This is a genomic window from Kosakonia sp. N21, assembly GCF_050587465.1.
Classification (GTDB): Bacteria; Pseudomonadota; Gammaproteobacteria; order Enterobacterales; family Enterobacteriaceae.
Map to the genome: position 1 here is coordinate 212,176 of NZ_JBOBHR010000004.1, position 14,685 is coordinate 226,860.

Annotated in this window: 9 protein-coding genes; 5 read left to right on the forward strand and 4 right to left on the reverse strand. The window is 54.9% G+C overall.

Annotated elements, in window-relative coordinates; genetic code table 11:
- Positions 1-40: 40 nt before the first annotated feature.
- A complete protein-coding gene (locus ACQ3G7_RS11280) occupies positions 41-2,821 on the forward strand; it encodes a flavocytochrome c (protein WP_263100565.1) in 2,781 nt (926 codons plus the stop codon).
- 80 nt (positions 2,822-2,901) lie between these two features.
- Positions 2,902-3,864, forward strand: coding sequence for an FAD:protein FMN transferase (locus ACQ3G7_RS11285; protein WP_430889864.1), 963 nt, complete (start codon positions 2,902-2,904; stop codon positions 3,862-3,864).
- Here ACQ3G7_RS11285 and dcuR read toward each other — a convergent pair.
- Positions 3,845-4,564 (reverse strand): two-component system response regulator DcuR, encoded by a 720-nt coding sequence (gene dcuR / locus ACQ3G7_RS11290; RefSeq protein WP_430889865.1) that lies wholly within the window; start codon positions 4,562-4,564, stop codon positions 3,845-3,847. The genes ACQ3G7_RS11285 and dcuR overlap by 20 nt on opposite strands.
- Positions 4,561-6,177, reverse strand: coding sequence for a sensor histidine kinase (locus tag ACQ3G7_RS11295; RefSeq protein WP_430889866.1), 1,617 nt, complete (start codon positions 6,175-6,177; stop codon positions 4,561-4,563). Before ACQ3G7_RS11295 ends, dcuR begins: the two co-directional genes overlap by 4 nt.
- Positions 6,178-6,351: 174 nt before the next feature.
- Between ACQ3G7_RS11295 and ACQ3G7_RS11300 the strand changes: the two genes are divergently transcribed.
- A complete protein-coding gene (locus tag ACQ3G7_RS11300) occupies positions 6,352-7,269 on the forward strand; it encodes an N-acetylmuramic acid 6-phosphate etherase (protein WP_430889867.1) in 918 nt (305 codons plus the stop codon).
- Positions 7,270-7,557: 288 nt separating this feature from the next.
- Positions 7,558-9,213: a malate dehydrogenase (quinone) gene (gene mqo, locus ACQ3G7_RS11305; protein ID WP_430889868.1), complete on the forward strand. Its 1,656-nt coding sequence runs from the start codon at positions 7,558-7,560 to the stop codon at positions 9,211-9,213.
- Between the two features lie 81 nt (positions 9,214-9,294).
- Here mqo and ACQ3G7_RS11310 read toward each other — a convergent pair whose 3' ends face one another.
- A complete protein-coding gene (locus ACQ3G7_RS11310; RefSeq protein WP_430889869.1) occupies positions 9,295-10,647 on the reverse strand; it encodes an MFS transporter in 1,353 nt (450 codons plus the stop codon).
- 457 nt (positions 10,648-11,104) lie between these two features.
- Entirely contained in the window at positions 11,105-12,868 is a 1,764-nt protein-coding gene (locus tag ACQ3G7_RS11315; protein ID WP_430889870.1) for a sigma-54-dependent Fis family transcriptional regulator, read from the reverse strand.
- A 273-nt stretch (positions 12,869-13,141) separates the two neighbouring features.
- Between ACQ3G7_RS11315 and exaC the strand changes: the two genes are divergently transcribed.
- Positions 13,142-14,662, forward strand: coding sequence for an acetaldehyde dehydrogenase ExaC (exaC, locus tag ACQ3G7_RS11320; protein ID WP_263100581.1), 1,521 nt, complete (start codon positions 13,142-13,144; stop codon positions 14,660-14,662).
- Positions 14,663-14,685: the final 23 nt, after the last annotated feature.

The following is a 14,685-nucleotide window of genomic DNA, read 5'->3' on the forward strand; positions in this document are numbered from 1 at the left end:
CCATTCAGAATTTTTAATTTTAAGACTTTGGAGTTTTTATATGACCAGTAGCGAACGCATTCTCAGCCCCTTTACATTACCGAATGGCGCAGAACTGAAAAACCGTTTGTTAATGGCACCCATGACCACCTGTACAGGCTATTTCGACGGTACCGTCAGCAGTGAGCTGGTGGAGTACTATCGGGCCCGCGCCGGTAGCATTGGTACTATTATAGTCGAATGTTGCTTTGTCGATGATCTCGGTCTGGCTTTCCCGGGTGCAATTGGTATTGATAACGACGAAAAAATTGCCGGACTGGCAAAAATCGCCGCTGCTATTAAAGGCGAAGGCTCAAAAGCGCTGCTGCAGATTTACCACGGCGGTCGAATGGTAGAGCCGAAGCTGATCGGCGGTCGCACGCCGGTTGGTCCAAGCGCAATCGCTGCGCCGCGTGATGGAGCTGCAACGCCGGTTGCTATGACCACCGCTGAAGTGGAAGCGATGGTAGGGAAATTTGGTGAAGCCGTACGTCGCGCCATCCAGGCGGGGTTTGACGGTGTCGAAATTCACGGTGCCAACACCTATCTGATCCAACAATTCTTCTCGCCAAACTCCAACCAGCGTGACGACGAGTGGGGCGGCAGCCGCGACAACCGCGCGAAATTCCCGCTGGCCGTGCTGGAGATCACCCATAAAATGGCGCGTCAGTATGCCGACGATGCGTTTATCATCGGCTACCGTTTCTCGCCGGAAGAGCTGGAAGTCCCCGGCATCCGTTTTGATGACACCATGTACCTGCTGGAAAAACTGGCGGCGCGCGGTGTGGACTACCTCCACTTCTCCGTTGGCGCTGCGCTGCGCCCGTCGATTAACGACACCAGCGACCCGACGCCGCTGATCGATAAATATTGTGCGATGCGCTCAGCGACATTAGCGCAGGTTCCGGTGATGGGCGTAGGCGGCGTGGTGAACATTGCTGATGCCGTACAGGGGATGGATCACGGTTATGACCTGATCGCTGTAGGCCGTGCGTGCATCGCTTATCCGGACTGGACCGCGCGCATCGCCAGCGGTGAAAATCTGGAACTCTTTATCGACAGCACCCAGCGCGAAGCGCTGCAGATCCCGGAACCCCTGTGGCGTTTCTCGCTGGTGGAAGCGATGATTCGTGATATGAGCATGGGCGAAGCGAAATTTAAACCGGGCCTGTTTGTTGAAACCGTGCAGGATGACGTTAACGAACTGGTTATCAATGTCAGCCTCGAAACCGATCGCATCGTTGACATTGAACTGGCGTCCAGCCCGGTGCAAACCGTGGAGTTCACCAGCAGTTTTGAAGAGATCCGCGGTCGCATTCTGGATGCAAATACACCGCACGTGGATGCCATCTCCGGTGCGACCAGCCAGAGCGAAGCAGTGAAAAAAGCTGTCTCGAAAGCCATGCTCAAATCCAGTAAAGCACGCGTGGCGGAAGAGGGCGGCGAGCCTGCAGGCCCGAAAAGTTATGATGTTGTGGTGGTCGGCAGCGGCGGCGCTGGTCTGGCAGCCGCAATCCAGGCGCATGATGAAGGCGCCAGTGTGCTGATCGTTGAGAAAATGCCGACCATCGGCGGTAACACCATTAAGGCTTCCGCCGGGATGAATGCCGCAGAAACCCGCTTCCAGCGTGTGAAAGGCATCCAGGACAGCAAAGAGCTGTTCTACCAGGAGAGCCTGAAAGGTGGCGGTAACAAAAACAATCCGGAACTGCTGCATCGCTTTGTTGAGAACGCACCGGAAGCCATCGAGTGGCTGGCGCGTCGCGGCATTATGCTGAACGACATCACCACGACTGGCGGCATGAGCATTGACCGTACTCACCGCCCGCGTGACGGATCGGCTGTTGGCGGCTATCTGATCAGCGGCCTGGTGCGCAACGTGAACAAACGTGGCATCGATGTGATGCTGGACACCTCCGTAGATGACATTCTGTTTGAGCAGGGCGAAGTGTGTGGCGTACGTCTGCTGACCGAAGAGCAGGAATCCCTGACCGTTCAGGCGAAAAGCGTGGTTGTTGCGACCGGTGGTTTCAGCGCCAACAGCGCAATGGTGGTGAAATACCGCCCGGATCTGGAAGGTTTTGTGACCACCAACCATAAAGGCGCGACCGGCGGTGGGATTGCTTTACTGGAACGCATTGGTGCGGGCACCGTGGATATGGGTGAAATTCAGATCCACCCAACGGTTGAGCAAAATACCTCCTATCTGATTTCGGAATCCATTCGCGGCGGCGGCGCTATCCTGGTCAGTCAGCAGGGCAACCGTTTCTTCAATGAGATGTCGACCCGTGACAAAGTCTCGGCAGCTATCATCGCCTTGCCGGAGCATTACGCCTACATTGTGTTTGACGAACATGTCAGAGCGAAAAACAAAGCGGCGGATGAGTATATCGGTCGTGGGTTTGTCACCAGCGCCAGCTCGCCGCGTGAACTGGCGGATAAACTGGGTATGGACCACCATGCGTTTCTCGCAACGCTTGAGCGTTACAACGGTTTTGTTGAAAAACAGCACGATGACGACTTTGGTCGCACCACCGCGCTGCGCGCGCCGATCAATGAAGGCCCGTTCCATGCGATCCAAATCGCACCGGGTGTTCACCACACGATGGGCGGTGTGACCATCAATACCGAGACCGAAGTGTTGAATGCGGCGCAACAGGTTATTCCGGGTGCTTACGCGGCGGGTGAAGTGGTTGGTGGTATTCACGGCGGCAACCGCATCGGCGGTAACGCCGTGGCCGATATCATTATCTTCGGCACCCTGGCAGGTCATCAGGCGGCACTCCGCGCAAAACGCAGTTAACAATCGTGCTACACTTCAGGCCTGCACGCGTGCAGGCCTGATAAGCAAAACGCCATCAGGCAGTTCTCAGGGAGCATGCGATGTCTGATAACCGCGTCTGGAGCTACTCCGCCGTTCTGATGGGGTCGCCCGTCCTGCTTAAACTCTTTTCCCATGATGAAGCCCTCGCATCACGCGTGTTTTCGCTCGTCAAAAAATACGAAGATCTTTTCACCGTTAACCGCGCGCAGTCTCAGGTCATGGACATTAACCATGCTGCGGGGCAACAACCGGTTGTCGTCAGCCGCACGGTCTTTGAGCTGATTAAATGCGCCAAAGCCGCCAGCATGGTGCGTGACAGCGCGTTTAACCTTGCGATCGGACCGCTGGTCAAACTGTGGCGCATTGGATTTAAAGGCGACAGCGTTCCGGGCGCGCAGGACATCGCCGCGCGGTTGCGTATTACCCGGCCGCAGGATGTTGTGCTGGATGATGCGGCGCATTCTGTGTTTCTGACACAGCCAGGCATGGAGATAGATCTGGGCGCCATCGCCAAAGGGTTTATTGCCGATCGGGTACGGGATTACCTGCACCAGCAAGGCGTCAACGACGGGTTGATTAACCTCGGCGGTAATGTGCAAACGCTGGGCAATCCACAAGGGCAGTGGACCATCGGGGTGAAAAAACCGTTTGCCAGTGCAGATGCGCTGGTGGGGTCGATTAACGTGGCGAATAAATCGGTGGTGACATCCGGTACCTATGAGCGTTATTTCGAGCAGGACGGGAAACGCTGGCACCATATTCTTGACCCGCGCAGCGGTTATCCGCTGGATAACGAACTCGACAGCGTCACCATTATTTCCGCCGATTCGTTAGATGGCGATATCTGGACGACGCTGATTTTTGGCCTTGGGGTAGAGAAAGGGTGTGCCGCACTGCGTCAGCATGAGGATATTGAAGCGATCTTTGTTACCAAAAACCGCGACATTATCCTCTCTTCACAACGCCAGTTCGGCTTTACGCAGTGCGACGACAGCTACCGTCTTATTGACTGTACTGTTTAAGCAGACTGTACTGCTCGGCAATCAGCTGGTAACGGTAAACCGGGCGTCCCGTTGCACCATAGTGAATGGTGGTGTAGAGGATATTAATTTGCGCCAGCCAGATGAGATACTTACGGCAGGAGACGCGTGAGATATTCACGGCGGCAGCCAGTTCATCGGTGGAGAACTCAATGCCCGGGTGAGCATCAATCCACTGACAAATGGTGCGCAGCGTCTGTGCGGTAAGCCCTTTTGGCAATTTACGGGTATCGGCCACTTCCGGCGCGCCGCCATGCAGCAAACGGTCAACGTCCGATTGCTCGTAATAGGGCTGTGAATCCATCTGTTTGCGTTTCTCCCGCCATGAGGTCAGCGCCTCTTCAAAACGCGGGAACTGGAAAGGCTTAATCAGATAATCCACCACGCCATAGTGCAGCGAGGTCTGAATGGTGTTGGCATCGGCGGCGGAGGTGATCATGATCACGTCGATGGCGCGGCGGGAGGCGCGAATAATCGGCAGCAGATCGAGGCCGCTATCCTGTTGCATATAGACATCGAGCAGCACCAGATCGATGCCGCGCAGCGGATCGTTAATTATCTCCCCGGCCTGCTGTAGCGTGGATGCCGTGCCGCAGCACTGAAAACCGGGTATCTGCGCCACATACATGCGGTTCAGCTCGGCTACCATGGCATCATCATCAACAATTAATACATTTATCACGCGGTCTTCCTTTCACTATCCCAGGGGAGATGGACAAAAAATTGAGTAAACACGCCGGGTTCCGACTCAACGGTAATCGTGCCGCCAAGTTCCGTGAGCTGTTGGCTGGCCAGAAACAGCCCCACACCCCGGTTATCGCCTTTGGTGGAGAATCCTTTACGGAAAATCGCCTCGATGTGATCCGGTTCAATGCCCGGACCATCATCACTGACTTCTCCAATCAGCCAGCCATCCTGATAATGCAGCAGCAGGCTCACTTCGCCTTCCGCCTGATTGCTCATCGCGTCCAGCGCGTTCTCAATGAGATTCCCCAACACGGTGACCAGTACGGTGACCTGTTTCGCATTGGGGTTTTCCGGCACCAGGCTCTCATCCGCCAGCGTCAGCGTAAAGCCGCGCTCCTTCGCCCGATTGATTTTACCTAACAGAAAACCGGCGACGACCGGCGATTTGATCCGGTGCTGGATAGCGCCAATATCCGTTTGGTAATTCTGCGCGGTTTGCAGCACGTAACCTTCGAGCTTGTCATAGCTTTTCATATTCAGCAGGCCAAGGATCACGTGCAGTTTATTCATAAATTCGTGGGATGTTGTACGCAACGCATCAACATAGTTCACCATCCCGTCCAGCCGCTGCATCAGCTGGCTCACTTCCGTCTTATCACGGAAGGTGCTGATTGCGCCAATTACCGCGCCCTGGCTACGCACCGGCACGGTATTGCACAACAGCAACAGCCCATTATGCCCCAGTTCACGGTCTTGGAGCGCGTTACCGGTTTTTAACACCGTTAGCAGCTCATCCATCAGCGGCCCGTGGCTGGTCTCACCGCTGGGGTTATTGGTCAGCAGCATTTGCCGTGCGGCATGGTTCAGCAGGGTGACACGGCCATCGGCATCGACGGCGATCACGCCCTCTTTTAACGACTGTAACATCGCCTGGCGTTGTTTGAACTGCGCCGAAATCTCATACGGCTCCAGCCCTAACAAAATCCGCTTCAGCACGCGCACCAATTGCCAGGTGCCGAGTGTGCCCATGAGCGCACTGAACAACAGCGTCCACATCACCGCCCAGCGGCTACGGCTGACCTGTTCATCCACTTTACTCAGTGAAATCCCGATCGACACCACGCCAATTTGCCGGTGATTGTCATCATAAACCGGCGTGAACACACGCAATGCCGGAGCCAGCACACCCCGGTTGACCGCCACATTTTCATTACCGTTAAGCGCGGGCTCCAGATCGTTGCCAATAAAATGCTGGCCGATGATCGCCGTATTCGGGTGTGAATAGCGGATACCCTGCATATCGGTCACCACCGCAAACAGCAGATCGTTACGAATAGTGATTGCCTGCGCCAACGGCTGGATCACGTTGCTGTCAGGGGGCAGACGCAGACCGCGTTTCACCTCTGGCGCATCGGCGAGCGTGCGGGCTACCGCCAGCGCCGTCTCTTTTACGCCGTCACGCGTCGCGTTGCTGATTTGCCAGAACCACAGGGCAAACGCCAGCAGCAATACCGAGCCGATAACACTGCAAACCATCAGCGTGACCGTGGTGCTGAGCTTCATGGGCCGCTTACGGGGTCTCACTGCGGTGGACGTCATATCGTTCATAACAAATCCGATTATTAACAACAAGGTATCTATTATCGCCGATGGGGGGCAAATCATAAAGCGATGTAAAAAAATGAAAACTTACAAAAGGTAGTGTGAAGCGTGACCCCATTCTCAGGTCCGGCATATAAATAACCTTATAGTGAGTGTGGAACCATTGAGAAGGAGCAGTCTATGAGCAGTAAGCCAAACGGTTCGATGATGGAACGCCGCCACGCCGACAGCACGAATATTGACCGTCTCGCCACCCACGACATGCTGGCGCTCATCAATCAACAGGATAAGCAGGTTGCTGATGCCATCACGGCATGTTTACCGGATATCGCCCGGCTGGTGGACACCGCCAGCGCGGTCGCCAATCGCGGCGGTCGGGTGATTTGCATCGGCGCTGGCGCTTCAGGGCTGGCGGCGGTTCAGTTCGCCAGTGGTTTTGCCCAGGACAACACTCACCCGCTGGTAGGGATGATGGCCGGTGGCGCGAATGCCAGCGCGGCAGCGCAGGAGGCGGCGGCCAGTAACTATGAACGTGGCGCGCACGATCTGCAGCAGTTGCGTTTCTCCGCCAACGACATGCTGGTTGCGTTGTCGGCGAGCGGTAAAACGCCGTGGACGTGGGGCGCACTGCGTTATGCCTGGTCGATGGGGGCACGCGTGGCGCTGGTATGCCGGGGGCATGATAGCGAAGCTGCGCAGCTTGCCGATATCGTACTGGCGCCGGAGATTGGCGCAGAAGTGGTGAGCGGTTTCACGGAACCGAAAGCCCGTCTTGCGCAACAGCAAATCCTTAACATGCTCGCTACCGGGCTTGCCATTCGCACCGGGCGGGTTTACAGCAATTTGCGCGTGGATATACAGGCCAGTAATGTGCACTGGGCTGAACGGCAAATTGCGATTGTCATGGCGGCAACAGAGTGCACCCGCGAGCAGGCGAAAAGCGCACTGGAAGCAAGCTGTCACCACTGCCGGACTGCAATTTTAATGCTGCTTACCGGGCTTCCCGCCGGGCAGGCGCAGGCGATCCTGGCCGAAAACCACGATCAGTTGCGCATTGCGCTGCAGGAGGCAACGCTGCAACACGCTGAGTCAGAATAAACCCTCACCGCCGGATAGCCTTGCGCTTATCCGGCGGAATAATGCTACCCATCGCGATGTCTTCCCGTTTTATTTTTTATCCTGCTTAATGCGCAATATTTCCGTTAGGTTAACGCAATGCGCAGATATTAATTCCACACAAAATGAAGAGGCTCTTTTTTTAATTAAAAAAAGTAACCCGCTATTTATTGCAGCATTTAGCGAGAATGTGAATGGTATTTTAAAATAACGTAAAAGTGCGTTAATATATGTTCACTCGAATTTTACTTGCTATGTAAAGATATAATTATGCCTGCAATGAAGAAGACAACTATTTCGCTGACTGCGGTCGCGCTGCTGGTCGCTTCGGCGACCAATGCGTACGCAGAAGAGACACAAAAAACCGATTTTCTGCTGATTGGCGGCGGCATCATGAGCGCCTCGCTGGGCACCTGGTTGCAGGCGCTGCAGCCAGACTGGAAGCAGGTGATGGTGGAAAAACTGGATGGGGTGGCGCTGGAGTCCTCCAACGGCTGGAATAATGCCGGCACCGGCCACTCTGCCAATATGGAACTGAATTACACGCCGGAACGTGCGGACGGTTCTATTGATGTCAGCAAAGCGCTCGAAATTAACGAGCAGTTTATGATCTCCCGTCAGTTCTGGACGGCACAGGTCAAGCGTGGTGTTCTCAATAATCCGCACTCGTTTATTAATTCCACCCCGCATATGAGTTTTGTCTGGGGCGATAATGTGAATTACCTGGAAAAACGTTATGCCGCATTGCAGCAGACCACGTTATTCCAGGGAATGAAATTCTCCACCGACCATCAGCAAATTAAACAATGGGCGCCGCTGGTGATGGAAGGGCGCGATCCGCAGCAGAAAGTGGCCGCCACCTGGACTCCCGTCGGCACCGACGTGAACTACGGCGAAATTACCCGCCAGTTAGTGGGAAGCCTGAAAAAGAGCAGCAACTTCACCCTGCAAACCTCATCGGAAGTGACCGACTTTAAACGCAATGCTGATAACTCCTGGCATGTGACCATCAAAGATGTTAACAACGGCAACGAACACGCCATTGATGCGAAATATGTCTTTATCGGCGCGGGCGGCGGTGCGTTGAAACTGCTGCAAAAAACCGGTATCCCGGAAGCCGACAACTATGCAGGCTTCCCGGTTGGCGGTTCCTTCCTGATGACGGAAAATCCGGCGATCACCAGCCAGCACCAGCAGAAAGTGTATGGCCAGGCTTCTGTCGGTGCGCCGCCAATGTCCGTTCCGCACATTGATGCCCGCTTTATTGATGGCAAACGTGTGGTGTTGTTTGGGCCGTTTGCCACCTTCTCGACGAAGTTCCTGAAAAACGGTTCATTCTTCGACCTGCTGAGCACCACCACCACCAGCAATTTTATGCCGATGACCCACGTAGGGCTGGATAACTTTGATCTGGTGAAATATCTGGTGAGCCAGGTCATGCTGAGCGATGACGACCGCTTCGCGGCGCTGAAAGAGTACTACCCGAATGCGCGTAAAGAAGACTGGAAACTGATCCAGGCGGGGCAGCGTGTACAAATCATCAAGAAAGATGAAGACAAAGGCGGGGTGTTGAAACTGGGGACAGAAGTGGTGGTCGATCAGCAAAAAACCATTTCCGCCTTGCTCGGCGCGTCACCGGGTGCATCTACTGCCGCACCGATCACGCTGAACGTTATCAAGAAAATGTTCCCGCAGCAGTTTGCCTCGCCGCAGTGGCAGAGCAAAATCCACGAAATCGTACCGAGCTATGGCCAGGAGATGAACGGCAATGTGGCGCTGACCCAGCAGGTCTGGGATGACACCGCCGCAACGTTGCAGCTCGCCAAACCGCCGGTGATCCAGATGAATGCCCAGGGCACTACGCCTGCGGTCGCTCCGGCAGAGCAGAAACCGGCCAGCGCGCCACAGCACGATATGGCGCTGTAAACGAAAAAAGCCTCTGTTCGCAGAGGCTTTTTTTTACGTTGCTATTTCTCGTTTTTGGGGCTGGCAGAAAATGTTCTGGAATTACTGCTGCGCAGCGGTTTTTTTCAACTCAATACGTTTGATTGGGCCGACAATCACCACAAAACTGAAAATCGCAATCAGGGCATGGACGGCAACGAATACCAGCGCCCACTCAAAATGACCGGTAGCTTTTACGATGTAGCCAATCACCACCGGCGAAATGATCCCTGCGCAATTGCCGCAGAGGTTAAAGAACCCGCCAGCCACGCCTGCCATCTCTTTTGGCGCGGTATCCGACATGACCGCCCAGCCCAGTGCGCCAATCCCTTTTCCGAGGAATGCCAGCGACATAAAGAACACCACCAGGTAAATCGAGTCCACGTAGTTACAAAACACCATGACCATTGACAGCAGCATGCCAAGGACAATCGGGGTTTTACGGGCAATCGACAGCGACTGGGTGAGACGCAGAATACGATCTGAAATAACGCCGCCCATTAACCCACCCAGGAAGCCGCAAATTGCCGGGATGGCGGCAATAAACCCCACCGTTTTGATATCGAGCCCTTTTTCCATCGCCAGGTAGAGCGGGAACCAGGTGATAAAGAAAAACGTTAACACGTTAATGCAGTACTGACCGAGATAGACACCCAGCAGCATACGGTTAGTGATCAACTGCTTAAACGCGCCAAAATCCACGGCCGGGCCACTTTTCACTTTGCGCTGATCCATATCCACCAGCGCGCCGCCCTGGCGGATATAGTCGAGTTCTTCGCTGTTAACACTCGGGTGATTTAACGGGTTATGCACCACTTTGGCCGCCGCGAAGGTGATCACAATGCCCAGCGTACCCATAAAGATAAAGATCGATTGCCAGCCGTAGTTCAGCGTCAGCCAGCCCATGATGGGGGCGAAAATGGCGGTGGCAAAATACTGTGCAGAGTTAAAAATGGCGGCAGCGGTCGCGCGCTCTTTTGACGGGAACCAGGCAGCAACAAAACGGCTGTTGCCCGGCATGACCGGCGCTTCAAACAGGCCAACCAGGAACAGCAGAATGGTGAAGCAGATGATGGCGCCGAAGCCGTGGAAGATCTCCACGCAGCCTTGCAGCAGGGTGAAGACTGACCACATGCACAAGCCGCAAAGGTAGACTTTTTTCGACCCGAAACGGTCAAGCAGCCAGCCGCCAGGAATTTGCGCCAGGCAGTACGCCCAGGCGAAAGCGGAGAAGACCCAGCCCATTTGTCCGGGGTTGATGCCCAACGCGGCGGACATATCTTTGCCGGCAATCGCCAGCGTCGAACGGTCACCCACGCTTACCGCTGTAATAATGAAGAGAATAATAACGATATGCCATCTGACATTCGTTTTTTTGGCGTGCGTGACACCCTCAAGATTATTAACCTGACTCATGTGAAACCACCTTAAATTTAAATGAAATCCAAAAATGTTGATAATGGATTCATTTCATTCAGGTGTTACTGAAGTGAATTCATTATTAACATCATGGAAACGTGATCTGTTTTTATTTAACGCGGCGGTAAATTCAAATTAGTTGTCCTGCTCATTATTGCGTGGGTAAAAGATAGGATTTACGCCATAGCGAGGCAATGTGCATTTGCATAACAAAGCGATTTCTTTTTTCATTTCTTTACGTTATGAGAAATTTTGTTTGAAGTTGATCACAAAAAAGAACTTAAGAAACGATTTTTTCAGGGCGGATTGGCCGGTATTCTTTTTCAGCGTGTTGTTTTATTCCTGGCGTACAAAAACCTATTTCGCAGCGGCGATTGCGGTTTGGTGTTTATTCTCTTCAATGAATGAAAAATGCGACCCGTGAGGTCGCATTTTCGTATGGAGAATGTGCAGGTCAGCCCGCCTGGCGTTTTTCCAGCCGCCGGTAAAGTGTGCTGCGCGAAATCCCCAGTTTTTTGGCGGCGAGACTCATGTTGCCCTGCGCCTCGGCAATCGCGCTCTGCTCATCCACCTGCGCCACAACGGGCTCAGGTTGCCGGGCAAGTGTGATTTCACCTGGCAGATCCGCCAGCGTGATGCGATCGCCATCTTCCGCCAGCGCCATTAGCACGCGCAACTGGCTGAGTAGCTGGCGCACATTGCCGGGCCAGGGGCGGTGGGCAAGGACGCTAACGACCTCATCGCTCAGCGTCAGGTCACGGCATGGCGCGCCCAGTTCATGCCACAATTTATGAATAAAGCGCTCTACCTGCGACCATTCGCGCAGCGGCGGAATGCGCAAATGAAACTCCTGAATGCGATACAGCAAATCCTCACGAAACAGACCGGCCTGTACCCGCGTGGTTAAATCCTGGTGGGTGGCGCAAATCAGGGCAAAATTCACGTTCCAGGTCGTGTTGGCGCCAAGCGGGGTCACTTTTTTCTCCTGCAACACCCGCAACAACCGGGTCTGGAGCGCCAGCGGCATATCGCCTATTTCATCAAGAAACAGCACGCCGCCATCTGCTTCACGACATTTGCCGATATAGCCTTTCGGACTGGCGCCGGTAAACGCACCCGGCACATAGCCAAACAGTTCGGATTCAATCAGATGCTCCGGCAATGCGGCGCAGTTAATGGCGACAAAATTGCCGTTACGCCACTGGCTGCGGGTGTAAAGCTCGCGCGCCAGATACTCTTTGCCGCAGCCGGTTTCCCCCGTCACACACAGGGCGATACCGGCGTTGACGATACGCAGCGCTTTCTCTTTTTCGACTGTCAACGCATCCTGCGGTTGCGACGTACCGCGCCCGCTGTAACGGCGGGCCGGCAATGTCTGTCGGGTGTAATAGCGACGGTTATTGCTGGCGTCCTGGACGGTCTCACCTGTGCGCACATCAATGCCAGGGAACAGCGTGTCGATATTCAGCGCGCCAAAGTGGCCGCAGGTCAGGGAGAACTCGTCCATCGCCAGCTTATTCGCGCCGAGCAGGGTGGTGTCTTCAAAAATCAGTAACAGCTCGCGGGCGCTGCCGAGCACCGCCTGGTCATGATGCAGGCTGAGCAGCCAGCGATTCGCACCCAGCGCGCTCATGGCCCACGCATGTTCTATCTCACAGACTACACGACGGATAAGTGCCGCCGCATCGCGCCGCGGAGCCAGCGCCGGGGTCGACATATCGAGCACGCCAGCAATATGCCCGTCCGGGCGAAAAACCGGCGCAGCAGAGCAGAACAACCCGGCGTTACGGTTCAGGTAATGCTCACTGCCGGAGACTTCGCAGTGTTGCTGCAACGCCAGCGCCGTGCCTATCGCGTTGGTGCCGCGTGCATGCTCTCCCCACAGATTGCCGGGCGAAAGCGCGTAGCGCTGAGCTTTATGCAAAAAGTCGCTGTTGCCGTGGGTTTCCAGCACCAGTCCGGTGGCATCGGACATCACCATAATCGACGGATGACTCGCCAGTTCCGTCGCCAGACGCGACAGCATCGGCGTAACAAGATGTTTTACCCAACTATTTTCCGCTCGTGCATCTTTTAACTGGGTGCTGGCGACCCAGGGCTGGGCGTCGTCATCGCGGGTCAGTCCATAACTGAGACTGCGTTGCCAGGAGTCTTCAAGCTGACAGGGTAGCCCGACAGGGGATTGAGCGGGGGCTAAAAACCGTGCGCGTTGCGGCATGTGACTCTCCGGCGGTTAGGGTGTTGCATTTATGTAGCATAAAGGTGTCCCGCATGTAGCGATGTGCAACACACTTCCTGGAGAGAATCCCACCGTTCTGTGTCGCCATGATACAGAGTCAGCCTGACCGGTTTTTGTAATCCACTGATTTCCATGCAAACAGAGGGATTTTTTATCCATGGATACGATGCTGGCATAAGAACTGCTTATGTCCCTGTGTCCGCATCTGAGCGAGACGCCTCACCTGTACCGATAATAAAAGAGGAACATCTTATGAAATACGCTCATCCTGGCCACGCCGGCGCTAAAGTCTCTTTTAAACAACGTTATGGAAATTACATTGGCGGTAAGTTTGTTGATCCGGTGGAAGGGCGTTGGTTCACCAATACCTCACCTGTGACCGGGGAGGTGATCGCTGAGTTCCCGCGTTCTGATGCGGTGGATATCGAGAAGGCTCTGGACGCAGCGCATGCTGCCGCCGACGCCTGGGGAAAAACAAGCGTGCAGGATCGCGCCAATGTGCTGCTGGCCATTGCCGACCGCATTGAAGCCAATCTGGAAGTGTTGGCCTTAACCGAAACTTGGGACAACGGTAAACCGATCCGCGAAACCCTCGGGGCGGATCTGCCACTGGCGGTTGACCACTTCCGCTATTTTGCGGGCTGTATTCGTGCACAGGAGGGGACCGCGGCGGAGATCGACAGCAATACCGTCGCTTACCATATTTATGAGCCGCTGGGCGTAGTAGGGCAGATTATTCCGTGGAACTTCCCGCTGCTGATGGCGGCCTGGAAACTGGCTCCGGCGCTGGCGGCGGGGAACTGCGTGGTGCTGAAACCGGCAGAACAAACGCCGCTGGGGATCTGCGTGCTGATGGAGTTGATTGGCGATCTGCTGCCTGCTGGCGTACTCAATGTAGTGCACGGCTTCGGTACGGAAGCCGGTGAACCGCTGGCACGCAGCAAACGTATCGAGAAAATCGCCTTTACCGGCTCCACGCCCATCGGGCGGCATATTCTCTCCTGCGCGGCGGAAAATATTATCCCCAGCACCGTCGAACTGGGCGGTAAATCACCCAACATCTACTTTGAAGATGTGATGAACGGTGATGAAGGCTTTATTGATAAAGCCGTCGAAGGCGTGGTGCTGGGCTTCTTTAACCAGGGCGAAGTCTGTACCTGTCCGTCACGTGTGCTGGTGCAGGAGTCTATTTATCCGCAGTTCGTCGAAAAAGTCATCGCCCGCATGGCCAACATTCGCAAAGGCGACCCCTTTGACACCGACACGATGATCGGTGCGCAGGCCTCGCAGGAGCAGTACGACAAGATCCTCTCTTATATCTCCATCGCCCGCGATGAAGGCGGCGAAATCATTACCGGTGGCGCGCATGTGGAGCATGGCGGCGGGTTGCAAAACGGTTTCTATATCCAACCAACGTTGATCAAAGGCCATAACGGCATGCGCTGCTTCCAGGAAGAGATTTTTGGGCCTGTGCTCGGTATCACCACGTTTAAAGATGAAGCCGAAGCGTTGAGTATCGCCAACGATACGGAATTCGGTCTGGGCGCTGGCGTGTGGACACTGGATATCAACCGCGCCTGGCGTATGGGACGCGGCATTAAAGCGGGGCGCGTCTGGACCAACTGTTACCACCTCTACCCGGCGCATGCCGCGTTCGGGGGGTATAAAAACTCAGGGGTCGGCCGCGAAACGCACAAGCTGGCGCTGAGCCACTATCAGCAGATCAAAAACCTGCTGGTGAGCTACAGCGGTTCACCGCTGGGGCTGTATTGATAAACCACATCAGGATGAGGTGA

Bases quoted from the DNA above. Each gene is read 5' to 3' on its own strand.
- ACQ3G7_RS11285 (WP_430889864.1), top strand. From the start codon at position 2,902: ATGTCTGATAACCGCGTCTGGAGCTACTCCGCCGTTCTGATGGGGTCG.
- mqo (WP_430889868.1), top strand. From the start codon at position 7,558: ATGCCTGCAATGAAGAAGACAACTATTTCGCTGACTGCGGTCGCGCTG.
- ACQ3G7_RS11280 (WP_263100565.1), top strand. From the start codon at position 41: ATGACCAGTAGCGAACGCATTCTCAGCCCCTTTACATTACCGAATGGC.
- exaC (WP_263100581.1), top strand. From the start codon at position 13,142: ATGAAATACGCTCATCCTGGCCACGCCGGCGCTAAAGTCTCTTTTAAA.
- ACQ3G7_RS11295 (WP_430889866.1), bottom strand. From the start codon at position 6,177: ATGAACGATATGACGTCCACCGCAGTGAGACCCCGTAAGCGGCCCATG.
- ACQ3G7_RS11300 (WP_430889867.1), top strand. From the start codon at position 6,352: ATGAGCAGTAAGCCAAACGGTTCGATGATGGAACGCCGCCACGCCGAC.
- ACQ3G7_RS11315 (WP_430889870.1), bottom strand. From the start codon at position 12,868: ATGCCGCAACGCGCACGGTTTTTAGCCCCCGCTCAATCCCCTGTCGGG.
- ACQ3G7_RS11310 (WP_430889869.1), bottom strand. From the start codon at position 10,647: ATGAGTCAGGTTAATAATCTTGAGGGTGTCACGCACGCCAAAAAAACG.